The organism is Pseudomonas sp. FW300-N2A2 (genome assembly GCF_017351735.1).
In the GTDB taxonomy this organism is placed as follows: domain Bacteria; phylum Pseudomonadota; class Gammaproteobacteria; order Pseudomonadales; family Pseudomonadaceae; genus Aquipseudomonas; species Aquipseudomonas migulae.
In genome coordinates, this window is record NZ_JACNDU010000003.1 from 133412 (window position 1) to 155512 (window position 22101).

The window sequence follows — 22101 nt, forward strand, 5'->3', positions numbered from 1 at the left end:
GTTTTATGAATCAGCGCTGCTGCCGCCTCGGGCCGCTCATTAAGAAATGTAGCTCACTAGGGCCACTGCATGAGGTAAGCGTCGCCGGTCACCCGAATCATCGGGTGTGGCGTGATCTGGCACGTATCGACGATGCGGAAACCATGCCGCTCATAGAAACGACGGGCGCCGGTGTTGACGGCGTAGTCGATCAGGCTCAAGCCCTTGAGCCCCAACTGGCGGGCGCGTTCGTGAGCGTGGGCGAGGAACTGCTTGCCAAGGCCCTGGTTGCGCCAGCCTTCATGCAGCGCGAGGCTGGAGATGTAGAGCGTGTCGGGGATTTCCATGTCGGCATACGGCGCCAGCACTGGGTCGGTGGTGGGCTCAGCCAGTGGATCGTGGCGCATCACGTAGCTGTGCATCATGCCGATGACGTGGCCGTCGGCCTCGGCGATGAGGCAGTTCTGGTAGGAGAAATCCACGTCGTCACGGGCGTAACGCAGGGCGCCGACATCCAATAGATCCTGGCCGGGTTCGGCGAGTTGGCTCCAGATGTAATCCGAAGCGCCTTCCGAGGAAATCTGGAACAAACGGGCAATTTCCCGCGCATCCGCGCGCAGGGCCGAACGAAATTTGACGGTCATTATTTTGTCCCCTGTAGGAGTGAGCCTGCTCGCGATAGCGGTGGATCAGTCGCCGATGATGTTGACTGACCCACCGCTATCGCGAGCAGGCTCACTCCTACATTAGTTCTGTGCAGATTCGCGGTTAGCGGACCACGCCTTCTTCGATCAGCAATTTGAGAATCGCTTCGGCACCCGCTTGCGCCGTGACGCCTTTGAGCACCTGCCCGCCGCCGCCACTGGCTTTGGCTGTCGCCGCTTTCATCCGGTCCGCGCCGCTTTTGGCCTTGATCACTTTCAAGCGTTTAGGCCGAGGCTTGGCCGGTTGCAGCGTCGATACGGCCAGCAACTCATCATCGATCACTTCGACTTCATCCGCCTGCAACACACCACGCCGGGCCGGGCCGTACGCGCTCTGACGGGGCTTCGGCGCCGCGTTATCCACAGTCGCCAGGAACGGCAGCCGCACCTTCAAACGACGGCGTTGACCACGGGGCAACGCTTGAAGGACAAGCGCCGAACTGCCATCGATGGACTCCACCTGAGCCAGCCCGACCACCAGCGGCCAGCCGAGGTTTTCCGCCAGCAGGAACGGCAGCATGCCCGAGCCTTCGCCGGTTTCTGCCTGGCTGCCAGTCAGCACGACTTGTGCTCCGGCATCGCGCAAATAGGCGGTCAACGCCGGCAAGGCATCGGCACCGGATGGTTGTTCCAGCACGTGCAGTTGTTCCAGGCCCATGCCCAGATAGGCGCGCAGCGCTGGCTCCGCGACGTCGCCGGCATGCAGCACTTGCAGGTTATCCCCAGCCAGTTGCAGACCCAGTTCCACCGCCCGCGCATCCTGCTCCGCGCGACGTGGCCGGCCGGAGGTCGGGTGGGCGCCGATGGACACCAGGCTGATGATTTTCGTGCTCATAACCCTTTCCTTCCCTTAAGCCGCATCGCGCTTGGCGTCGTCGCGATAAGCCGCTATCGCATCGATCAAGGCTTGAAGAATCTCGGCACTCTCGCCGATCACCGACAGGTCGGCCCGTTTGATCATGTCGCAACCTGGGTCGAGGTTGATCGCCACCACCTTGTCGCAGGCACCGATGCCTTGCAGGTGCTGGATCGCCCCGGAAATCCCCACCGCCACGTAGACCCTCGCAGTGACCCACGTGCCGGACGCGCCGACCTGACGGTCACGGGCCATGAAGCCATCGTCCACCGCCACACGGGATGCGCCTTCGGTGGCGCCGAGCGCTTCGGCAGTCCTGTGGAAAAGTCCCCAGTCCTTGACGCCGTTGCCGCCGGAGAAGATGAACTCGGCTTCGGCCATCGGAATGGCTGCCGGGTCCACGGCCACAGCGCCCAGATCCTCGATCCGCGACAAGCTGCGCGCCACGGTTGTGGATAACTCCACCGGCAAGGCTTCATGACGGGTTTCGCTGACCGGCTCGGCGCATTCGGCGGCGGCCAGAATCAAGCGTGCGACGGGACGTGCAAGGTCTTGCAACCCGGCACCAGCGCGGCCGATGCATTCCTGATCCTTGACCTGCCAGACCCGCGTGGCCGGGCGTTCGCCCAGTGCAGCGGCAAAGCGCCGACCGAGTTCGCCGCCACCGCTGCGGCTGTCCGGCAGCAGCCAGTGACGCGGGCTGAACTGGTTATCCACAGCCCGCAGGCCCTGGACACGTTGCTCCGGTGCATAACCGCTGAATTCGTCGCCTTCGAGCACCAGCAAGCGATCGACGCCGGCGGTGGCAAAGGCGTTTTCCTTGTGTTCGCCGAAGACCACGGCCAACACCGCGCCCTCCTTGCCGGCCAACTGGTGGGCCAGGCCGAGCAAATCCTTGTCGTGGCTGCTCAAGCGGCCGCCGACCATGTCCGGCACCACGCTGATGTAAAACGCAGGTGCTGGCACTTGATGCAGCGGCAATTGCACTTCAACAGCAGCCGAGCGTTTGGTTGCCCCGCCCTGCTGCGCGCCGCTGCGGTCGATGCGCTTGATGCCATTGGGACCGATAAAACCGATGCCATGCGGGTTCTTGCGGATGACGCCGTTCGGCCCCATCCAGCTGTGTTGCGCCGGCTGCATGGCCGCGTGCAGCGGGTGCAGGCGGTTACGGGCAATCCATTCGGCGCGGGGGTCGCGGCGGATAATGTCGCTCATCAGTGGGCCTCCGCAGGTTCACGTTGGGCCGGTGTGGACGGTTTGCTTGGCGCTGCGTCTTCAAGCAGTGCGTCCGCCACCAGCTCGGCGATGTCCTTGATCAACGGCCGTGGTTCGACCACGCCTTCGAGCATCGCGGTGCATTGTGGACAACCCACGGCCACCAGTTCGGCGCCGGTTTCGCGGATGTCTTCCATGCGCATGTCGGGGATCCGCTGCTTGCCCGGAATGTCGGTGATCGGCGCGCCGCCACCGCCGCCGCAGCAGCGTGAACGGAAACCGGAGCGTTGCATCTCTTTCACTTCAATCCCGAGGGCGCGCAGCACTTCTCGCGGCGCCTCGTATTCGCCGTTATAGCGACCGAGGTAGCACGGGTCGTGATAGGTCACGCTGCTGCCTTTGTGCTGGCCAAGATTGAGCGCGCCGGCGTCGATGATTTCGGCCATGTAGGTGCTGTGGTGCTGCACCAGGTAGTTGCCGTCGAAGGCGCCGTACTCATTTTTCAGCACGTGGAAGCTGTGCGGGTCGCAGGTGACGATGCGGTTGAAACTGTACTTGGCCAGGGTCTGGATGTTGCGCTTGGCCAGCAACTGGAAGGTCGCTTCATCGCCCAGACGTCGGGCCACGTCACCGCTGTCGCGTTCTTCAAGACCGAGTACCGCGAAGTCGACCTTGGCCGCTTTCAGCACTTTGACGAAGGCACGCAAGGTGCGCTGGTTACGCATGTCGAAGGCGCCGTCGCCGACCCAGAACAGCACGTCGGTGGATTTCTTCTCGCTGAGCAGATTGAGGTTCAAATCCGCTGCCCAGTTCATCCGGCCACCCGGTGCGAAACCGCCAGGGTTGTCGGTGGCAATCAGGTTTTCCAGGACTTCGGCGCCCTTGTTCGGGGTCGCGCCTTTTTCCAGGGTCAGATGGCGACGCATGTCGACGATGGCATCGACGTGCTCGATCATCATCGGACATTCCTCGACGCAGGCACGGCAGGTGGTGCAGGACCACAGGGTTTCGGCGTCCACCAGACCGTTGACGATCGGTTGATGCGGGTTGCCCGCGTGTTCGCCGATGGCTTTGCCCGGATAGGGGCTGCCGGCGAACTTGGCATCGGTGCCGCCGGCAAGGCCGACGACCATGTCCTGGATGAGTTTTTTCGGGTTCAGCGGCTGGCCAGCGGCGAACGCCGGGCACGCGGCCTCACATTTACCGCATTGCACGCAGGCATCGAAACCGAGCAGTTGGTTCCAGGTGAAATCCTTGGGTTTTTCCACGCCCAGTGGTGCGCTTGGATCGTTCAGGTCGAGCGGTTTCAAACCGGTGGAACGACCGCCGCCAAAACGCTCGGCGCGACGGTGCCAGGCCAGGTGCAGCGCACCGGCGAAGGCGTGCTTCATCGGCCCGCCCCAGGTCATGCCGAAGAACAATTCCGAAACGCCCCACAGCACGCCGATCCCGAGGATCGCTGCCACCACCCAACCGCCGAAATTCTCCGGAAGGATGCCGGCGACCGGCAGAGTCAACAGGAAGAAGCTCGCCGAGAACGCCAACAAGCTTTTCGGCAGGCGCATCCACGGCCCTTTGGACAGGCGAGCCGGCGGGTTGCGACGACGCAGGTACACAAAGATCGCACCGACGAACATCACCACTGTCATCAACAACAGCGCGTAACCGAGGATGCGGTTATGCAGGCCGAAACCGTGCACCAGAATCGCCAGCACGATGGACGCCACCGCACCACCGGCCGTGGCCACGTGGGTGTTGGCGATGTATTTGTCCCGCGCGACAACATGGTGCAAATCGACCATGTAGCGCTTGGGCATGGCGAACAGGCCACCGATCAGGTCGACCTTGGAGGCTCGGCCCCGGCGCCACATGGCCACCCGCCGCAACGCGCCGAGGACAGCAAGGCCCAGGGCAGCGAACAACAGGATTGGAAGAAGGGTGTTCAACATGGTGGAGCTCCCAAAGACCGCAGGGTCTTGCAGGCCAAACTACCTGGATGCCTTGCCCGATTCCTGTAGGAGCGAGGCTTGCCCGCGAAAGCGATGGGTCAGCCGACAACAATGTTGAATGTCAGGACGCCTTCGCGGGCAAGCCTCGCTCCTACAGGGTTATCCACAAGCTCTTAGAAATCCTTGCACAGCCGCAGCGCGTCGTAGATCGCCGCGTGCACGTTACGCTGGGCCACGCAGTCGCCGATGCGGAACAGCAGGTAGCCGTCACCGCTCTGCTCAAGGCATGGCTGCGGCTTGATCGCGAACAAGGCTTCGACGTCGATCTGGCCTTTGTTGCGCGAGCCGTCCTTCAGCGCGTAGTAGATTTCTTCGTCCGGGCGCACGCCGTTTTCCACGACCACCTGGTCGACCACCCGCTCCTCTTTGGCGCCGGTGTATTCGTTTTCCAGCACCGCCACCAGCTTGTCGCCTTCGCGGTAGACCTTCTCCAGCATCATGTCCCCGGTCATGATCACTTCTTTCGGGTACATGCTGCGGTAGTAAGTCGGGAACGACGTGCCGCCAATCGCGACCCCGGGCTTGATGTCGTCGGTGACGATCTCGACCTGGCTGCCCTTGTCGGCGAGGAAGTCGGCGGTCGACATCCCGGTGAACTCGCAAATAGTGTCGTAGACCAGCACGTTCTTGCCCGGCGCGACCTTGCCGTCGAGCACGTCCCAGCTGCTGACCACCAGGCCTTCAGCCGCGCCCCAGTGTTCGTTCTGCTCAAGGAACGGATGACCGCCAACCGCCAGCACCACCACATCTGGACGCAGGTCCATGATGGTCGGTGCATCAGCCGCAGTGCCCAGGCGCAGGTCAACTTTCAACCGTGCCAGTTCCAGCTGATACCAGCGGGTGATACCGGCGATCTGGTCACGCTGCGGCGCTTTCGACGCCGTGGTGATCTGCCCGCCAATGAATTCCTTTTTCTCGAACAGGGTCACGTCGTGGCCACGTTCGGCGGCCACACGGGCGGCTTCCATCCCCGCTGGACCGGCACCGACCACCACCACCTTGCGTTTCACGCCGGTGGTTTTTTCGATGATGTGCGGCAGGCCCATGTATTCACGGGAGGTCGCCGCGTTCTGGATGCACAACACATCCAGGCCTTGATACTGACGGTCGATGCAGTAGTTCGCGCCGACGCATTGTTTGATCTGGTCGATCTGGCCCATCTTGATCTTGGCAATCAGGTGCGGGTCAGCGATGTGTGCGCGAGTCATGCCGACCATGTCGACGTAACCGCCTTCCAGAATACGGGTCGCCTGGTTCGGGTCCTTGATGTTCTGTGCGTGCAGCACCGGAACCTTGACCACTTCCTTGATGCCGGCCGCCAGGTGCAGGAACGGCTCCGGCGGATAACTCATGTTCGGAATCACGTTGGCCAGGGTGTTGTGGGTGTCGCAACCCGAACCCACGACGCCGAGGAAATCGAGCATGCCGGTGTCGTCGTAATACTTGGCAATCTGCTTCATGTCCTCGTGGGACAGGCCGTCCGGGTGGAATTCGTCACCACAGATACGCATGCCCACGCAGAAATCGTCACCGACCTCGGCGCGCACGGCTTTCAACACTTCCAGACCGAACTTCATGCGGCCTTCGAAGCTGCCGCCCCATTCGTCGGTACGCTTGTTGACCCGCGGGCTCCAGAACTGGTCGATCATGTGTTGGTGCACGGCCGACAGCTCGACACCGTCCAGGCCACCGGCCTTGGCACGACGGGCCGCTTGGGCGTAGTTGCCGATCACCCGCCAGATCTCTTCCGGCTCGATGGTTTTGCAGGTGGCGCGGTGCACCGGTTCACGGATACCGGACGGCGACATCAGCGTCGGCCAGTTGAAACCGTCCCAGCGCGAGCGCCGGCCCATGTGGGTAATCTGAATCATGATCTTGGCGCCGTGCTTGTGCATGGCGTCGGCCAGATTCTGGAAGTGCGGAATAATGCGGTCGGTGGACAGGTTCACCGAACTCCACCACTCCTGCGGGCTATCGATAGCCACCACGGACGAACCGCCGCAAATCGCCAGGCCGATCCCGCCCTTGGCTTTCTCTTCGTAATACTTGACGTACCGATCGGTGGTCATGCCGCCGTCGGTCGCGTAGACCTCGGCATGCGCGGTGCTGAGCACGCGGTTACGGATGGTCAGTTTGCCGATCTGGATCGGCTGGAACATTGCTTCGAAAGCCATGGCGGGTTCCTCGACTTACAACGGCTTGACGGTGAACAAACCGTCGTCGTGGCCTTCTTCGGAGCCACCGTAGACTTGTTCGGCAACGGTGCGAATCTTGCTGCCGCGGGCTTGCAGAATCTGGTCCATGGCACCGGCAAACCAGCCAGTGAACATGTAGTCGACCTTGCGCCCGACCTTGCCGTACACGTAGACGAAAGCGGAGTGTTCGAGCTTGACGCTGGCGGTGCCTTTGTCGAGGTCGATGTCCTGGATCTTGAACAGGCCCCAGCCGCGCTGCGACAGGCGCTTCATGTAGTGCTCGAACACCGCGACGCCTTCCAGGCCGTGGCATTCAGCTTCTTTTTCACACCAGTGCCAGGCGGACTTGTAGCCGGCCTTGTAGAGAATTTCGGCGTAGGCGTCGGCGCCCAGCACTTCCTCGATGCCCATGTGGTTGTTGACGAAAAAATGACGCGGCACGTACAGCATCGGCAGGGCGTCGGAGGTCCAGACACCGGTTTCGCTGTCGACTTCGATAGGCAATTGCGGGGCGATCTTGGCCATGGAAACTTAACTCCAGAAAAATTTTTGTGTTGCCCCCGGCACGGATGGCCGGGGGAAAGAATTCAGAGGTGCGGCGGCTTATTCGCCCCAGACATCTTTCAAGACGTTGACCCAGTTCTCGCCCATGATCTTGCGGACCACGCGCTCGGAATGGCCGCGCTTGAGCAGGGTTTCGGTCAGGTTCGGGAACTCGCCGACGGTGCGGATGCCCAGCGGGTTGATGATCTTGCCGAAGCTGGTCAGACGGCGGGCGTAGCCCTTGTCATGGGTCAGGTATTCGAAGAAGTCCTGGCCATGGCCCTGGGTGAAGTCGGTGCCGATGCCGATGGCGTCTTCGCCGACGATGTTCATGGTGTATTCGATGGCTTCGGCGTAGTCGTCGATGGTCGAATCGATGCCCTTGGCGAGGAACGGCGCGAACATGGTCACGCCGACGAAACCGCCGTGGTCGGCGATGAACTTCAGTTCTTCATCGGATTTGTTGCGCGGGTGAATTTTCAGACCCGACGGCAGGCAATGGGAGTAGCAGACCGGTTTCTTCGATTCGAGGATGACTTCTTCGGAAGTCTTGGAACCGACGTGGGACAGGTCGCACATGACCCCGACGCGGTTCATCTCGGCAACGATTTCGCGACCGAAGCCCGACAGGCCGCCATCACGCTCGTAGCAACCGGTACCGACCAGGTTCTGGGTGTTGTAGCACATCTGCACGATACCGACGCCGAGCTGCTTGAACACCTCGACATAGCCGATCTGGTCTTCGAAGGCGTGAGCATTCTGGAAGCCGAACAGGATGCCGGTCTTGCCCTGCTCCTTGGCTTTACGGATGTCGGCGGTGGTGCGAACCGGAATCACCAGGTCGCTGTTCTCGCGGATCAGCTTCTGGCTGGCGGCGATGTTGTTGACGGTGGCCTGAAAGCCCTCCCACACCGACACGGTGCAGTTGGCCGCGGTCAGACCGCCCTTGCGCATGTCTTCAAACAGCTCGCGGTTCCACTTGGCAATAATCAGCCCGTCGATAACGATGCTGTCGGCGTGCAATTCGGCTGGGCTCATCAGGCTGTCCCCTATTAGCGATTCATGCGCCGAATCGTGTGCCGGCGCTTTGGGGCCAGCATATGCCTGAGTACCGGTGCAGCCGGGTGCAAAAACGACAGGGGGTTTGCCGAAAGCGTCAATCTGCGACAAAGGGTCGTCGTTGAACGTCGCGGGCCACCTGTTCAAGGACTTGCGCATGGGCCAGAATTCGCCGCATTACGGAATTTGGGCCAAAAAAGGGGCTGAGGCGCAATGAAATCGATCTTACTGGCAATGGCACTGATAGCGACCGGCGTACAGGCGGCTGAAGAGTCCGACATCAACCCCTGCGATGCGGTCGAAAACGAAGTCCAGACCCTGGAATGCTCGGTCTACAGCCGAACCACCGCCGAAGACCTGCTCAAAGACAACTACCAGAGCCTGACCGAGCGCATGCAAACGCTCTACGGCAAAAATCCGACACAACTGGCCGACATCACCGCCAAACTCAAAACCGCCCAGCAGCAATGGCTGAAAACCCGGGATGCGGATTGCACAGTTGAAGCGTTTCCGGCGACCAGCGGCAGCAAGGCGTTCACCATTGCGCAGAACGATTGCGTGGCGCGGATGAGTGATGAGCGGTCGGAGTTTTTGGAGTCGATTGGGCAGGAGTGATGTTTTCAGTTTGTCGGCTACTCTGCCGGCACCGCCGCCAGCTTTCACCTCTCAAGAAATGATGTTTCCCACAGGCGTGGCTGACCACGCCTACAGCGCTCCCTGCACCTCGGAGCAGACCCTGTTAGTCGGGCAACATCCCGACATGCTTCGTTAATTGGCCGACGTGAAAATATAAGCAAAGATTCGCAAATCTTATAAAAGACTTATATTCTCCCATGAACAGCATTCACTGGACTCGAAAGGCCGTTAAGCAGCTTTTGAAATTGCATTCCGTTCACCAGATCCAGGTTCGTGATGCCGTCACGGCGCTGACAGGCATGCCTGATACAGGCAATGTCAAAGCGCTCATCGGTCATGACTATGCCTATCGACTTCGAGTGGGTAACTATCGAGTCATGTTCGACTGGGATGGCGCAATCAAAGTGGTCAGTATTCAAGAGGTCAAAAAACGTGATGAACGCACCTACTGACGTTCAAATTATCAATGACGCAGACGGAAACCCCGCGTTCGTGGTTATTCCTTACGCGCAGTACGTGGCGCAAAAAATCGAGCCCAACCTGATCCCTCACGAAGTGGTCAGTCGCATCGTCGATGGTGCAACACCGATTCGCGCCTGGCGCGAACACTTGAACCTTACACAGGATGAAGTGGCCAAACGAATGGGCATTTCTCAACCGGCTTTTGCCCAGCAGGAGACCGTCGCGAAGCCTCGCAAGGCCACTCGCGAGAGAATTGCTGCAGCTTTTGGCATCACGGCCAGTCAACTTGAGCTGTAGGCTGCACACAACCATTTGTGAAAGGGATCGAAATGAAAATCTGCGGCATCGAAATCAAAGGCAGCGAAGCGATCATCGCCGTGGCCTCCCTCGACGATCAGGTACTGAGCCACGTCGCGCTGAACACCAAGAAAATCGCCCTCGACGATGACGACGAAGCCGCCAACGTCAAAGTCTTTGCCGCTCAGGTCGCATCGTTTGTCCGTGAGAATTCAATCGACCGGATCGCGATCAAGAAGCGCAGCAAGAAAGGCGAATTCGCCGGCGGGCCGACCACGTTCAAGATCGAGGGCGTTTTTCAGTTGCTGGAGAATTGCGAGGTAATCCTGCTGTCACCGCAGACGATCAATGCGCAGAACAAGAAGTTTGATTTTGAGCTGCCGGCGACGCTGAACAAGTATCAGCATGAGGCTTACAAAGCCGCCTGTTCGGCACTGATGAAAAAGTAAACGCGACACGACCTGTAGGAGCGAGGCTTGCCCGCGAAGGCGGAGTGTCAAACGACGGTGATTTCGATTGAGGCGGCCTCTTCGCGGGCAAGCCTCGCTCCTACAGGATTCGGTTTTTTCCGTTGGTAGTTTCAGGCCTTTTGGGTTTGTCGCCGGTCTTCTCGTGGACACCGCTCAAACTTCGCCCGATAACTGCGGGTGAAATACGACGGCGACTCAAACCCGCACGCAATACTCACTTCCAGCACGCTCATATCGGTCTGCCGCAGCAACTGACGCGCCTTCTCCAGCCTTAACCGCAGGTAGAAATTGCTCGGTGTGTCGTTCAGGTGCAACCGAAACAATCGCTCCAACTGCCGCCGTGTCACCTTGATCGACTCCGCCAGCTCCAGCGTGGTCAGCGGCGGTTCGCTGTGTTGTTCCATCTCGCCGATCACGTGAACGAGCTTCTTGTTGCTGATGCCATAGCGCGTGGCGACTTCCATGCGCTGGTGGTCTTTGCGCGGGCGGATGCGGCCGAGTACGAATTGTTCGCTGACCTGGATCGCCAGTTCCGGGCCGTGGGCCTGGGCGATGAGGTCGAGCATCAGGTCGATGGAGGCGGTGCCACCGGCGGAGGTGATGCGCCGACGGTCGATCTCGAACAGTTCCTGAGTGACGCTGAGCTGTGGATAAGATTCCTTGAACGCGTCGATGGCTTCCCAGTGCAGGGTTAGGCGATGGCCGTCGAGCAGGCCGGCTTCGGCGAGGACGAAGCTGCCGGTGTCGATGGCGCCGAGTGTCACGCCTTCGTTGTCCAGTCGGCGCAGCCAGTGCTCCAGCGCCGGAGTGGCGAATTTCAGCGGTTCAAAACCGGCGACCACCAATAAGGTCGCGCCTTTCTTCAGCGGTTCCAGTGCTGCATCGGCGTTGACCGACATGCCGTTGCTGGCCAAAACCGCCCCGCCATCCGCGCTCAGCACGTGCCAGCGATACAGCTCGCCGCGAAAGCGATTGGCGACCCGCAACGGCTCGATGGCCGAGATGAAACCGATGGCCGAGAAACCCGGCATCAACATGAAGTAGAAATCCTGGGACATGGAGCGCACTCGATTCGCGGGTAGCGTGTGCTGTTGATACGCCACTTGCGAGCGGCATTCAAGTGGACAGGTCGCTGCAGTGCAAGAGCTGGTCGCCGCAGTGCGTTTTCACCGGGCTTTAGCTGCGTAACTTGGCATCACCGGCGCACAAAGACGACCGGACCCACAATAACGAACTGCCGAGGAAACCTGAGATGAAACGACTGATCAGCAGCTGTGTTCTTGCACTCAGCGGTACCGCTTTCCTGAGCGCCAGCGTCATGGCCGCCGAACCTGCATCGTGCCAGAACGTACGCATGGGCGTCGTGAACTGGACCGACGTGATCGCCACCAGCGCCATGACCCAGGTCTTGCTCGACGGCCTCGGCTACAACACCAAACAAACCAGCGCCTCCCAGCAAATCATTTTCGCCGGGATCCGCGACCAGCGCCTGGACCTGTTCCTGGGCTACTGGAACCCGCTGATGACTCAAACCATCACGCCGTTCGTCGATGGCAAGCAGGTCAAAGTGCTTGAGGCGCCCAGCCTGAAAGACGCCCGCGCCACCCTCGCGGTTCCGACTTACCTCGCCGACAAGGGCCTGAAAACCTTCGCCGACATCGCAAAATTCGAGAAAGAGCTGGGCGGCAAGATCTACGGCATCGAGCCAGGCTCGGGCGCCAACACGCAGATCAAAGAGATGATCACCAAGAACCAGTTCGGTCTCGGCAAATTCCAGCTGGTCGAGTCCAGCGAAGCCGGAATGCTGTCGGCGGTGACCCGGGCGACCAAACGCAACGAAGCCATCGTGTTCTTCGGCTGGGCGCCGCACCCGATGAACGTCAACGTGAAGATGACTTACCTCACCGGCAGCGACGACGCCCTGGGCCCGAACGAAGGCATGGCGACTGTCTGGACCGTCACTTCGCCGACCTACGCCGAGCAATGCCCGAACATCGGCCGCTTGCTGAGCAACCTGACCTACACCGCCGAAGACGAGAGCCGGATGATGCAGCCGCTGCTGGATCACAAGGACGCCTTCGAATCGGCCAAGCAATGGCTGAAAGATCACCCGCAAGACAAGCAGCGCTGGCTGGAAGGTGTAACCACCTTCGATGGCAAACCAGCGGCTGAAAACCTGCAACTCACCAGCAAGTAACTCTTCAGCAAACAGACCCGAACCACCGATTCGCAGCCCGACCGGGCTGCGAACGGGACCACCACGCCTGCAAGGAACCACCTCATGAACCACGACGTCATCATCACCTGCGCACTTACCGGTGCTGGCGACACGACCAGCAAAAGCCCACACGTGCCGGTCACCCCGAAACAAATCGCCGCTGCCGCCGTGGAAGCCGCCAAGGCCGGCGCCACCGTGGTCCACTGCCATGTTCGCAACCCGCAAACCGGCAAATTCAGCCGTGACGTGGCGCTGTACCGCGAAGTCATGGAGCGCATCCGCGAAGCTGACGTCGACATCATCGTCAACCTGACTGCCGGCATGGGCGGCGACCTGGAAATCGGTGCGGGCGAGAACCCGATGGAGTTCGGCCCGAACACCGATCTGGTCGGCCCGCTGACCCGTCTGGCCCACGTCGAAGAACTGCTGCCGGAAATCTGCACCCTCGATTGCGGCACCCTGAACTTCGGCGACGGCGACACCATTTACGTCTCCACCCCGGCGCAGCTGCGGGCTGGCGCCAAACGCATTCAAGAGCTGGGCGTAAAAGCCGAGCTGGAAATTTTCGACACCGGTCACCTGTGGTTCGCCAAACAGATGATCAAGGAAGGCCTGCTCGACGACCCGCTGTTCCAGCTGTGCCTGGGCATCCCGTGGGGCGCACCGGCTGACACCACCACCATGAAAGCCATGGTCGACAACCTGCCGGCAAACGCCGTGTGGGCCGGATTCGGCATCGGTCGCATGCAGATGCCGATGGCGGCGCAAGCGGTGCTGCTGGGCGGCAACGTGCGTGTCGGTCTGGAAGACAACATCTGGCTGGACAAGGGCGTGTTGGCGACCAATGGCCAACTGGTCGAACGCGCCTCGGAAATCCTCAGCCGCCTCGGCGCCCGGGTTCTGACACCGGCTGAGGGCCGGGCAAAAATGGGCCTGACCAAGCGCGGTTAAGCCCCACACAAAACCTGTAGGAGCGAGCGGTGCGGCGATCCGACTTGCCCGCGAAGAGGCCGGTACACCCGCCATGGATATAGCGGCAGGAATATCGCCTTCGCGAGCAAGCTTCGCTCCTACAAAGATCACCGAATTTTTTAGGAAGTTGCCATGAGCTTTATCACTGATATCAAAACCTTCGCCGCCCTCGGCAGCGGTGTCATCGGCAGCGGCTGGGTGTCCCGCGCCCTCGCCCACGGCCTCGATGTTGTGGCCTGGGACCCGGCGCCTGGCGCTGAAGCCGCCCTGCGCAAACGCGTCGCCAATGCCTGGGGCGCACTGGAGAAACAAGGCCTGGCACCCGGCGCGTCGCAGGATCGGCTGCGCTTCGTCGCGACGATTGAAGAGTGTGTTCGCGACGCCGATTTCATCCAGGAAAGTGCCCCTGAACGCCTCGACCTGAAACTGGAACTGCACAGCAAAATCAGCGCCGCGGCCAAACCAAATGCACTGATCGGCTCCAGTACCTCGGGCCTGTTGCCGAGCGAGTTCTACGAGAGCTCGACCCACCCGGAACGCTGCGTCGTCGGTCACCCGTTCAACCCGGTTTACCTGCTGCCATTGGTGGAAGTGGTCGGCGGCAAGAACACGGCCCCCGAAGCCGTACAAGCGGCCATGAAAGTCTACGAATCCTTGGGCATGCGCCCGCTGCACGTGCGCAAGGAAGTGCCAGGATTCATCGCCGACCGTTTGCTCGAAGCGCTGTGGCGTGAGGCCCTGCACCTGGTCAACGACGGTGTGGCGACGACCGGTGAAATCGACGATGCGATTCGCTTTGGTGCGGGTCTGCGCTGGTCGTTCATGGGTACCTTCTTGACCTACACCCTGGCGGGCGGCGACGCGGGCATGCGCCATTTCATGGCACAGTTCGGTCCGGCATTGCAGTTGCCGTGGACGTATCTGCCGGCGCCGGAGCTGACCGACAAGCTGATTGATGATGTGGTGGATGGCACCAGCGATCAGTTGGGCAAACACAGCATTTCGGCGCTGGAGCGCTATCGTGATAACTGCCTGCTGGCGGTGCTGGAGGCGGTGAAGACCACCAAAGAGAAGCACGGGATGGCGTTCGCCGACTAAGCCCCGCCGCCACTTGTAGGAGCGAGGCTTGCCCGCGAAGAGGCCGGTACATCCGACGGATCTCTTGTGGCAGGAATACCGCCTTCGCGGGCAAGCCTCGCTCCTACAGGTTTCACCCATTTTCGGATATGACGACATGCCCGCACTGACCACCTACCAAACCAAAATCATCCCCGACTGGGTCGACTACAACGGCCACCTGCGCGATGCGTTTTACCTGCTGATTTTCAGCTACGCCACCGACGCGCTGATGGACCGGCTGGGCATGGACAGCAACAACCGCGAAGCCAGCGGCAATTCGCTGTTCACCCTCGAACTGCACCTCAATTACTTGCATGAAGTGAAGCTCGACGCCGACGTAGAAGTGCACACCCAGATCATCGCTCACGACAGTAAACGCCTGCACCTCTATCACAGCCTGCACCTGGTCGGTGACGACAAAGAGCTGGCGGGCAACGAGCAGATGTTGCTGCACGTCGACCTCGCAGGCCCCCGCTCCGCGCCGTTCAGCGAAGACACGCTGGGCAAGCTGCAAGCCATCGTTGCGCAACAAACCGACCTGCCCACCCCTGACTACATTGGCCGAGTGATCGCTTTACCCCCAAAAAAATAACAAGGAGATCGCCATGAACACCGCCGCCGCTTTTGCTGACTTTCGTACTTATCCGTTGATCAGCGCGCTGAGTGGCGTGCAGGCCCTGGCGGATCGCGTTCTCGTGAAATGGGCCGATGACCGTGTCAGCCCCTTCCATCACCAGTGGTTGCGTGACAACTGCCCTTGCCCGCAGTGCGTCTACACGGTAACCCGTGAGCAAGTGCTGGAAATCGTCGACGTTGCGCAAGACCTGATGCCCGCAGAGACAAGCGTCGACCCTGAAGGTTGCCTCTGCATCCAGTGGCAGGATGGTCACCTCAGCCGCTTCGATCCAGGCTGGTTGCGGGCCCACGCTTATGACGACGAATCCCGCGCCGAACGCCGCGCCGCAAAGCCAAAATCCCGTCTATGGAAAAGCGACTTGTCGCTGCCGGTGTTCGATTATCAAGCGCTGATGGACGACAACGACGCCTTGTTGCAATGGCTGTTGGCGGTACGCGATATCGGCCTGACGCAAGTGCGCGGCGTACCCACCGAACCCGGTTCGTTGAAGCTGATCGCCCAGCGGATTTCCTTCATTCGCGAGAGCAATTTCGGCGTGCTGTTCAACGTGCAATCCAAGGCCGATGCCGACAGCAACGCCTACACCGCTTTCAACCTGCCGTTACACAGCGATTTGCCGACGCGGGAGTTGCAACCGGGGCTGCAATTTCTGCATTGCCTGGTCAATGACGCCGACGGTGGCGAGAGTATTTTCGTCGACGGTTTTGCCATCGCCCAAGCGCTGCGCGAGGAAGATCCCGAATCGTTCAAGGCCCTGTGCGAAATCCCCGTGGAGTTTCGCAACAAGGACCGTCACAGCGACTATCGCTGCCTCGCGCCGGTCATCGCCCTGGATGCACTGGGGCAGGTGTCTGAAATTCGTATGGCGAACTTTTTGCGCGGGCCGTTCGATGCCTCGATCGAGGACATGCCCAAGTTATACCGCGCTTATCGCCGCTTTATTGCCATGACTCGCGAGCCTCGTTTCAGGCTGATGCAACGGCTCAACCCCGGCGAACTCTGGTGCTTCGACAACCGTCGCACGCTGCATGCGCGCAATGCGTTTGATCCCGCCAGTGGTGCCCGGCATTTCCAGGGCTGCTACATCGACCGGGATGAGTTGTTGTCGCGGATCCTCGTGCTACAACGCTAGACCGTGTCATCGTTTTTCGCGGGCAAGCCTCGCTCCTACAGAGTTAGCGCTGCTTCTGTAGGAGCGAGGCTTGCCCGCGAAGGCGCCAGCACAGACACCCCCTATTCCCCGGATGCACAGGCAAAAAAAACCCCGATCAAGCCGTGACAGGATCGGGGCAGAGGTGGGTACTGTTGAGGAGCCGTTGCGCGAGGGTGACCAAACCTTCGTGAAGCCAGCTGAATCCAGTGTGCCCACTCTCCCCTCTTGCGAGTTAGCCGAAAACGACCTGTTCATAGGTATTGCGGCCATTGCGACAAATCGTCCTTGCCGATGCCAACGGCCCCTACGAGAATCGAACCACGACACCGTTCCCTGAAGAAGGATTGCGTCATGATGCACGCCGATTTGATTGACCAGGAAGACCTGTTGGGCCAGCTGAAATCGTTGGGCTTTCAAGTACCGAACGGCTCCACCGCCGAGCAGGCTTGCGAGTGCGCGGTGAGAGGATTGAACAACGAACGGGCGACCGTGCTGCGCACCATGGTCAAGCAGATGTACACCAGCAGCGCGACCATCCTGCCGGCAGTGCGTCAGGCCATCGACAAGCAGCTGCTGCCGGCATTGGCTGAATACCAACAAAGCCACCGCGCCTGACACTTCGGCGGTTTGCTAGAGTGGTGGCTTCCTGACCACCACAAGCGATCGCCGATGTTCCGAATCCAACACTGCCAGTCCGGCGAACAAGCGGGCTGGCTGCCTTTGCGCCAGGCACTCTGGCCTGATGCTTCGGAACAGGAGCATCGGGACGAAATCGCCGAACAGCTGCGTCAGCCGCAACGCTATATCAACTTCGTCGCCTACGACGCGGGTGAGCAACCCGTCGGCCTGGCCGAAGCCTCATTGCGCCACGATTACGTCAATGGCACCGACAGCTCGCCGGTGGTGTTCCTGGAAGGTATCTACGTGGTGCCGCAGCAGCGCCGCCATGGAGTGGCCGCACGACTGATCGAACACGTGGCGCAATGGGGACGGGAACGCGGTTGCGTGGAAATGGCATCGGACACCGACGTCGATAACCTGCCGAGCCAGGGGACGCACAAAGCGCTCGGTTTCGAGGAAACCGAGCGCGTCGTGTTTTTCAGGCGTCAGCTCTGATCAGAGCCTTACGCTGGCGAAGGTCGACTCGTTGCGCGCCTGACTCAATGCCGACAACGGCCCGGACAACGGAGACAGCACCAACGCTTGCGGCAGCGGCATCATCGCCACCTGTTGCGTGGTGTTAGAGCCTACGCGTTCGTCACGCGGCGGAATGCCGAAGTATTCGCGGTAGCACTTGGAGAAGTGCGGCGTGGATACGAAACCGCACACCGACGCCACTTCGATGATCGACATCGGCGTTTGCTTGAGCAACTGCCGGGCACGGATCAGGCGCAGTTTCAGGTAGTAACGCGACGGCGAGCAGTGCAGGTATTTCTGGAACAACCGCTCGAGTTGCCGACGTGACACGGCGACGTACACCGCCAGCTCGTCGAGGTCGATCGGCTCTTCGAGGTTGGCTTCCATCAGCGCGACGATTTCCTGCAACTTCGGCTGGTTGGTGCCGAGCATGTGCTTGAGCGGCACGCGCTGGTGATCCTGTTCGTTGCGGATACGCTCGTAGACGAACATCTCCGAAATCGCGGCGGACAGTTCACGCCCGTGATCGCGGCTGATCAGGTGCAGCATCATGTCCAGCGGCGCGGTGCCGCCGGAGCTGGTGAAACGGTTACGGTCGAGGGTGAACAGGCGGGTACTCATCGCCACACGCGGGAAAGCTTCCTGCATCGAGGCCAGACATTCCCAGTGCACGCTGCAATCGAAACCGTCCAGCAGGCCGGCGCAGGCCAGGGCCCAGCTACCGGTGCAGACCGCACCCAGACGCTTGGATTGACGCGCCTGGCTTTGCAGCCATGAGACGTGTTCGCGAGTTACCGTGCGCTGAATACCGATACCGCCGCAGACAATGATGGTGTCCATGGAAGGTGCTTTGTGCATGGAGGCGTCGGGGGTGATCTGCAGACCGTCACTGGCCCAGACCTGACCACCATCGACGGTGAGCGTGGTCCAGCGATACAGCTCGCGACCGGACAATTGGTTGGCCATGCGCAGGGGTTCTACGGCGGAGGCCAGAGAAATAAGCGTGAAATTGTCCAGCAGCAGAAAGCCGATGGATTGAGGCGCACGGTTCTGGGGTTGAGCCCCGGAGTTGAACGTCGTCATCGCGGTATCTCCTCACACAAAGCAGGTGATGGCCTCAGGCGGAGGCTCTTGTTATTGCCATCGTTCTCGCGTGGGAGACGGGCTTTGTAATGACAGAGCAATTGCCATGCCTAAAATTGAATACGCGTTCAATAACTCCTGAAAACGACGTCGCAGCCTGTCTATATAAGCCGCGTCACGAGTAGGGGTTATAAGTGGCATTCACAGGGGTAAGCGCTCTGCCGCGTTGCGTGTGAGCAAATCGGTAGCACTTGTGGGAACAGGCCTGCGACGACTTCGGAAAGAGTGTCACCGCAGGCACAGGGGACGGACGGTCAGGGCCGGGTTGGATCCCTGACGTGTAGCAATGCGCTTATCTGTAAGCGACGCGCCAAAACGTGGCGCGTTTTCAATACGGTGTTCACTTAGCGCGCAGTTTTGACTGGTCCAGTGTTTTTTGTAGGAGCCAGCTTGCTGGCGATCGGATCGACACGGTTTTACAGAATGACCGCGTTATCGTTCATCGCCGGCAAGCCGGCTCCTACAGAGATTGGGCGACTCAGCACTCAACCGCGCTAACCGCCAACCCGCCCCGCGATGTCTCTTTATATTTGTCATGCATATCCGCCCCGGTATCTCGCATGGTGCGGATCACCCGGTCCAGCGAAATAAAGTGCTGGCCGTCGCCACGCAACGCCATCTGCGCCGCGTTGATCGCTTTCACCGCAGCAATCGCGTTGCGCTCGATGCACGGCACCTGCACCAACCCGCCGACCGGGTCGCAGGTCAGGCCGAGGTTGTGTTCCAGGCCGATTTCCGCCGCGTTGCACAGCTGCTCCGGCGTGGCGCCGAGAATCTCCGCCAACCCGGCCGCCGCCATCGCGCAAGCCGATCCGACTTCGCCCTGGCAACCGACTTCCGCGCCGGAGATGGAGGCGTTCTTCTTGCACAGAATCCCCACAGCTGCGGCACCGAGGAAATAGTCGACCACGTTAGCGTCCGTCACCACCTCGCTGAACTTCATGAAGTAGTGCAACACCGCCGGAATGATCCCCGCCGCGCCATTGGTCGGCGCCGTGACCATGCGCCCGCCGGCCGCGTTTTCTTCGTTGACCGCGAGGGCGAACAGGTTGACCCATTCCATCGCGCTCAGGGTCGAGCCGATGACGTTGGGCTTGTTCAGTTCCTGCAGGCTGCGGTGCAATTTGGCCGCGCGACGGCGCACGTTCAGGCCACCCGGCAGGATGCCTTCGTGCTTGAGGCCTTGCTCGACGCAATCCTGCATGGCCCGCCAGAGTTTCATCAGGCCGGCGCGGATTTCGTCTTCGCTGCGCCAGACCTTCTCGTTCGCCATCATCAATTCGGCCACGCGCAGGTTGTGCTTCTGGCAGAGGCTGAGCAGCTCGGCGGCGCTGGAGAAATCGTACGGCAACACCGTGCGATCCAGATCCACCACACCGCTGGTGGCTTGTGCTTCATCGACGACAAAGCCGCCGCCGACGGAATAGTAGGTGTCGCGATGCAGCTCACCGTCATCGCCTTCGGCGACCAGGGTCATGGCGTTCGGATGGAACGGCAGGTTTTCGTCGATCAGGCGCATGTCCCGCGCCCAGATGAACGGCACCGGCAAGCGGCCGTCCAGCAGCAGGGTGTGGGTTTCGCGCAGGGTTTCAATGCGGATGCCGATTTGCGACGGGTCGATCGCGTCCGGCCATTCGCCCATCAGGCCCATGATCACCGCGTTGTCGCTGCCGTGCCCGATGCCGGTGGCCGACAACGAACCATAAAGCTGGACCTCGACACGCCGCACTTGCTCCAAAAGCCCCTGTTCACGCAAACCTTGCACGAACAGCGCCGCGGCGCGCATCGGCCCCACGGTGTGCGAACTGGAAGGGCCGATGCCGATTTTGAACAGGTCGAAAACGCTGATAGCCATTACTGCCGAACTCCTGGATATGCCAACTCCGGGCGCAAAAGCGCCCGGTGACGGAGCTGCTACGCTCAAGCTGCAATCCGCCGGTATGGCTGCATCATCAGGCTTTTACCGTGTCGCTCGACGTCCAGTACCGACGCACTCTTGTCCACCAGCGCCGTGTGCGTTTTACGCTGCTTTTTCGCCGTTTTTTTGCGGTTCAGGTGGGCAAACGGGGCTGAAAAAATCTGTAAACGACGTCACCGACACTGGATGCGACCATCCCTGTACTGGATACGACGCACCCTGTAGGCGTCAGATTTTCACTGGTACATGATCGTATCGACTCGATTGCAAGGCGCCGTGGTAGAGCTGTCTCCAAAACGCCATCCAACCGCAACCTATAAGTGCGGTGGTCCACAGTCGGAACACTGCCAAAAAAAACACCAAGGAGTCCATCCATGAAAGGTTCCCCGTCGTTGTTGTTGGCCGCCATGCTGAGTCTGCCGTTACTGGCTCAAGCCGCAGAACCCGCTCAGTGCAGTACCGTAAACTTCTCCGATGTCGGCTGGACTGACATTACTGTCACCACCGCCACCACCAGCGTCGTGCTCGATGCCCTGGGCTACAAAACCAAAACCACAATGATTTCCGTGCCGGTGACCTACAAGTCGCTGGCCGACGGCAAGAACATGGACGTATTCCTGGGTAACTGGATGCCGACCATGGAAAACGACATCAAGGCCTACCGCGATGCCGGCACCGTGGACACCCTGCGTGCCAACCTCGAAAACGCAAAATACACACTCGCCGTCCCGGAAGAGTTGTATAACAAAGGTCTGAAAGATTTCGCCGACATCGCCAAGTTCAAGAAAGAACTCGACGGCAAGATCTATGGCATCGAACCGGGTAACGACGGCAACCGTCTGATCCAGAGCATGATCGACAAAGACGCCTTCGGCTTGAAAGCCGCCGGTTTCAAGGTGGTCGAATCCAGCGAAGCCGGCATGCTCTCGCAAGTCGATCGCGCCCAGCGCCGCAACACCGCCGTGGTGTTCCTGGGCTGGGAACCGCACCCGATGAACACACGATTCAAGATGAAGTACCTGACTGGCGGCGACGAGTTCTTCGGCCCCAACTTCGGTCAGGCGACCATCTTCACCAATACCCGCAAGGGTTATGCCCAGGAATGCAGCAACGTTGGACAGTTGCTGAAAAACCTGGTGTTCACCCTCGACATGGAAAGCACGCTGATGGGCAACGTCCTGGACGACAAAATGAAGCCTGACGCGGCCGCCAAGGCCTGGCTGAAGAAGAATCCACAGGTGCTCGATACCTGGCTCGCTGGCGTGACCACCATTGACGGTAAACCAGGCCTGGAGGCCGTTAAAGCCAAGCTCGCGCAGCCTTGAATTAAGAAGCACCGCTTACGCCGGGCGGGCTCGCCCGCCCGGGCTGTTTATTTC

The 22101-nt window shown here is 60.5% G+C and carries 22 protein-coding genes; 12 read left to right on the top strand and 10 right to left on the bottom strand.

Annotation, left to right across the window (positions count from 1 at the left end):
• Window positions 1–56 precede the first annotated feature (56 nt).
• From J4E42_RS06220 to J4E42_RS06250, 7 genes are all read right to left on the bottom strand, one after another.
• The gene (locus J4E42_RS06220; protein WP_008044826.1) at window positions 57–623 is read right to left on the bottom strand and encodes a GNAT family N-acetyltransferase; all 567 of its coding nucleotides are present in this window, start codon (window positions 621–623) and stop codon (window positions 57–59) included.
• Window positions 624–747: 124 nt separating this feature from the next.
• Complete coding sequence (locus J4E42_RS06225; RefSeq protein WP_008044824.1) at window positions 748–1518, bottom strand: electron transfer flavoprotein subunit beta; 771 nt, start codon at window positions 1516–1518, stop codon at window positions 748–750.
• Window positions 1519–1533: 15 nt separating this feature from the next.
• Window positions 1534–2754 carry an electron transfer flavoprotein subunit alpha/FixB family protein gene (locus J4E42_RS06230; protein WP_207284841.1) on the bottom strand — a complete coding sequence of 407 codons (1221 nt, stop codon included), beginning with the start codon at window positions 2752–2754 and terminating at the stop codon, window positions 1534–1536.
• Window positions 2754–4703, bottom strand: coding sequence for a dimethylglycine demethylation protein DgcB (gene dgcB, locus J4E42_RS06235; RefSeq protein WP_192227589.1), 1950 nt, complete (start codon window positions 4701–4703; stop codon window positions 2754–2756). The genes J4E42_RS06230 and dgcB overlap by 1 nt, the downstream gene beginning before the upstream one ends.
• 173 nt (window positions 4704–4876) lie before the next feature.
• Window positions 4877–6937 (bottom strand): dimethylglycine demethylation protein DgcA, encoded by a 2061-nt coding sequence (dgcA, locus tag J4E42_RS06240; RefSeq protein ID WP_008033247.1) that lies wholly within the window; start codon window positions 6935–6937, stop codon window positions 4877–4879.
• Window positions 6938–6952: 15 nt separating this feature from the next.
• Window positions 6953–7483 (bottom strand): DUF5943 domain-containing protein, encoded by a 531-nt coding sequence (locus J4E42_RS06245; protein ID WP_008033249.1) that lies wholly within the window; start codon window positions 7481–7483, stop codon window positions 6953–6955.
• Window positions 7484–7561: 78 nt separating this feature from the next.
• A complete protein-coding gene (locus J4E42_RS06250; protein WP_008033250.1) occupies window positions 7562–8539 on the bottom strand; it encodes a dipeptidase in 978 nt (325 codons plus the stop codon).
• Between the two features lie 234 nt (window positions 8540–8773).
• On the opposite strand from J4E42_RS06250, the gene J4E42_RS06255 reads away from it, so the two are divergent.
• The 4 genes from J4E42_RS06255 to J4E42_RS06270 all read left to right on the top strand — a co-directional run bounded on the left by J4E42_RS06255 (window position 8774) and on the right by J4E42_RS06270 (window position 10404).
• On the top strand, window positions 8774–9175 hold the full coding sequence (locus tag J4E42_RS06255; protein WP_192227587.1) for a lysozyme inhibitor LprI family protein: 402 nt from the start codon (window positions 8774–8776) through the stop codon (window positions 9173–9175).
• Between the two features lie 218 nt (window positions 9176–9393).
• On the top strand, window positions 9394–9648 hold the full coding sequence (locus J4E42_RS06260) for a type II toxin-antitoxin system RelE/ParE family toxin (RefSeq protein ID WP_207284842.1): 255 nt from the start codon (window positions 9394–9396) through the stop codon (window positions 9646–9648).
• Window positions 9632–9955 (top strand): helix-turn-helix domain-containing protein, encoded by a 324-nt coding sequence (locus tag J4E42_RS06265; protein WP_207284941.1) that lies wholly within the window; start codon window positions 9632–9634, stop codon window positions 9953–9955. The genes J4E42_RS06260 and J4E42_RS06265 overlap by 17 nt, the downstream gene beginning before the upstream one ends.
• Before the next feature lie 32 nt (window positions 9956–9987).
• Window positions 9988–10404, top strand: a complete 417-nt coding sequence (locus tag J4E42_RS06270) for a DUF3010 family protein (RefSeq protein WP_008044810.1) — start codon at window positions 9988–9990, stop codon at window positions 10402–10404.
• Window positions 10405–10535: 131 nt separating this feature from the next.
• Here the strand turns inward: J4E42_RS06270 and J4E42_RS06275 are convergent, their stop codons facing one another.
• Entirely contained in the window at window positions 10536–11483 is a 948-nt protein-coding gene (locus J4E42_RS06275) for a GlxA family transcriptional regulator (protein ID WP_008033255.1), read from the bottom strand.
• A 194-nt stretch (window positions 11484–11677) separates the two neighbouring features.
• Here J4E42_RS06275 and J4E42_RS06280 point away from each other — a divergent pair, with 194 nt between their 5' ends.
• The 7 genes from J4E42_RS06280 (at window position 11678) to aac(6') (ending at window position 17640) form a co-directional block, all read left to right on the top strand.
• Window positions 11678–12622, top strand: coding sequence for a choline ABC transporter substrate-binding protein (locus J4E42_RS06280; RefSeq protein WP_207284843.1), 945 nt, complete (start codon window positions 11678–11680; stop codon window positions 12620–12622).
• A gap of 84 nt (window positions 12623–12706) precedes the next feature.
• A complete protein-coding gene (locus J4E42_RS06285; protein WP_008033258.1) occupies window positions 12707–13594 on the top strand; it encodes a 3-keto-5-aminohexanoate cleavage protein in 888 nt (295 codons plus the stop codon).
• 153 nt (window positions 13595–13747) lie between these two features.
• A complete protein-coding gene (locus tag J4E42_RS06290; RefSeq protein WP_207284844.1) occupies window positions 13748–14713 on the top strand; it encodes an L-carnitine dehydrogenase in 966 nt (321 codons plus the stop codon).
• 136 nt (window positions 14714–14849) lie between these two features.
• Entirely contained in the window at window positions 14850–15326 is a 477-nt protein-coding gene (locus J4E42_RS06295) for a thioesterase family protein (RefSeq protein ID WP_207284845.1), read from the top strand.
• Window positions 15327–15339: 13 nt separating this feature from the next.
• Window positions 15340–16503 (top strand): gamma-butyrobetaine dioxygenase, encoded by a 1164-nt coding sequence (locus J4E42_RS06300; RefSeq protein ID WP_207284846.1) that lies wholly within the window; start codon window positions 15340–15342, stop codon window positions 16501–16503.
• Between the two features lie 372 nt (window positions 16504–16875).
• Complete coding sequence (locus J4E42_RS06305; protein ID WP_008033263.1) at window positions 16876–17139, top strand: hypothetical protein; 264 nt, start codon at window positions 16876–16878, stop codon at window positions 17137–17139.
• A gap of 54 nt (window positions 17140–17193) precedes the next feature.
• On the top strand, window positions 17194–17640 hold the full coding sequence (aac(6'), locus tag J4E42_RS06310) for an aminoglycoside 6'-N-acetyltransferase (protein ID WP_207284847.1): 447 nt from the start codon (window positions 17194–17196) through the stop codon (window positions 17638–17640).
• Here aac(6') and J4E42_RS06315 read toward each other — a convergent pair whose 3' ends face one another.
• The gene (locus tag J4E42_RS06315) at window positions 17641–18744 is read right to left on the bottom strand and encodes a GlxA family transcriptional regulator (RefSeq protein WP_008033265.1); all 1104 of its coding nucleotides are present in this window, start codon (window positions 18742–18744) and stop codon (window positions 17641–17643) included.
• Between the two features lie 538 nt (window positions 18745–19282).
• Window positions 19283–20659, bottom strand: a complete 1377-nt coding sequence (locus J4E42_RS06320; RefSeq protein WP_207284848.1) for an L-serine ammonia-lyase — start codon at window positions 20657–20659, stop codon at window positions 19283–19285.
• 437 nt (window positions 20660–21096) lie between these two features.
• Between J4E42_RS06320 and J4E42_RS06325 the strand changes: the two genes are divergently transcribed.
• Complete coding sequence (locus J4E42_RS06325) at window positions 21097–22047, top strand: choline ABC transporter substrate-binding protein (RefSeq protein WP_008044795.1); 951 nt, start codon at window positions 21097–21099, stop codon at window positions 22045–22047.
• Window positions 22048–22101 lie beyond the last annotated feature (54 nt).

What these genes read in the sequence shown, in the direction of transcription:
- J4E42_RS06290 (WP_207284844.1), top strand. Translation starts at nt 13,748, where the DNA reads ATGAGCTTTATCACTGATATCAAAACCTTCGCCGCCCTCGGCAGCGGT.
- J4E42_RS06295 (WP_207284845.1), top strand. Translation starts at nt 14,850, where the DNA reads ATGCCCGCACTGACCACCTACCAAACCAAAATCATCCCCGACTGGGTC.
- J4E42_RS06285 (WP_008033258.1), top strand. Translation starts at nt 12,707, where the DNA reads ATGAACCACGACGTCATCATCACCTGCGCACTTACCGGTGCTGGCGAC.
- J4E42_RS06265 (WP_207284941.1), top strand. Translation starts at nt 9,632, where the DNA reads ATGAACGCACCTACTGACGTTCAAATTATCAATGACGCAGACGGAAAC.
- J4E42_RS06315 (WP_008033265.1), bottom strand. Translation starts at nt 18,744, where the DNA reads ATGACGACGTTCAACTCCGGGGCTCAACCCCAGAACCGTGCGCCTCAA.
- J4E42_RS06250 (WP_008033250.1), bottom strand. Translation starts at nt 8,539, where the DNA reads ATGAGCCCAGCCGAATTGCACGCCGACAGCATCGTTATCGACGGGCTG.
- dgcB (WP_192227589.1), bottom strand. Translation starts at nt 4,703, where the DNA reads ATGTTGAACACCCTTCTTCCAATCCTGTTGTTCGCTGCCCTGGGCCTT.
- J4E42_RS06270 (WP_008044810.1), top strand. Translation starts at nt 9,988, where the DNA reads ATGAAAATCTGCGGCATCGAAATCAAAGGCAGCGAAGCGATCATCGCC.
- J4E42_RS06220 (WP_008044826.1), bottom strand. Translation starts at nt 623, where the DNA reads ATGACCGTCAAATTTCGTTCGGCCCTGCGCGCGGATGCGCGGGAAATT.
- J4E42_RS06230 (WP_207284841.1), bottom strand. Translation starts at nt 2,754, where the DNA reads ATGAGCGACATTATCCGCCGCGACCCCCGCGCCGAATGGATTGCCCGT.
- J4E42_RS06225 (WP_008044824.1), bottom strand. Translation starts at nt 1,518, where the DNA reads ATGAGCACGAAAATCATCAGCCTGGTGTCCATCGGCGCCCACCCGACC.
- J4E42_RS06280 (WP_207284843.1), top strand. Translation starts at nt 11,678, where the DNA reads ATGAAACGACTGATCAGCAGCTGTGTTCTTGCACTCAGCGGTACCGCT.
- J4E42_RS06305 (WP_008033263.1), top strand. Translation starts at nt 16,876, where the DNA reads ATGATGCACGCCGATTTGATTGACCAGGAAGACCTGTTGGGCCAGCTG.
- J4E42_RS06260 (WP_207284842.1), top strand. Translation starts at nt 9,394, where the DNA reads ATGAACAGCATTCACTGGACTCGAAAGGCCGTTAAGCAGCTTTTGAAA.
- dgcA (WP_008033247.1), bottom strand. Translation starts at nt 6,937, where the DNA reads ATGGCTTTCGAAGCAATGTTCCAGCCGATCCAGATCGGCAAACTGACC.
- J4E42_RS06275 (WP_008033255.1), bottom strand. Translation starts at nt 11,483, where the DNA reads ATGTCCCAGGATTTCTACTTCATGTTGATGCCGGGTTTCTCGGCCATC.
- J4E42_RS06325 (WP_008044795.1), top strand. Translation starts at nt 21,097, where the DNA reads ATGAAAGGTTCCCCGTCGTTGTTGTTGGCCGCCATGCTGAGTCTGCCG.
- J4E42_RS06300 (WP_207284846.1), top strand. Translation starts at nt 15,340, where the DNA reads ATGAACACCGCCGCCGCTTTTGCTGACTTTCGTACTTATCCGTTGATC.
- J4E42_RS06320 (WP_207284848.1), bottom strand. Translation starts at nt 20,659, where the DNA reads ATGGCTATCAGCGTTTTCGACCTGTTCAAAATCGGCATCGGCCCTTCC.
- J4E42_RS06255 (WP_192227587.1), top strand. Translation starts at nt 8,774, where the DNA reads ATGAAATCGATCTTACTGGCAATGGCACTGATAGCGACCGGCGTACAG.
- J4E42_RS06245 (WP_008033249.1), bottom strand. Translation starts at nt 7,483, where the DNA reads ATGGCCAAGATCGCCCCGCAATTGCCTATCGAAGTCGACAGCGAAACC.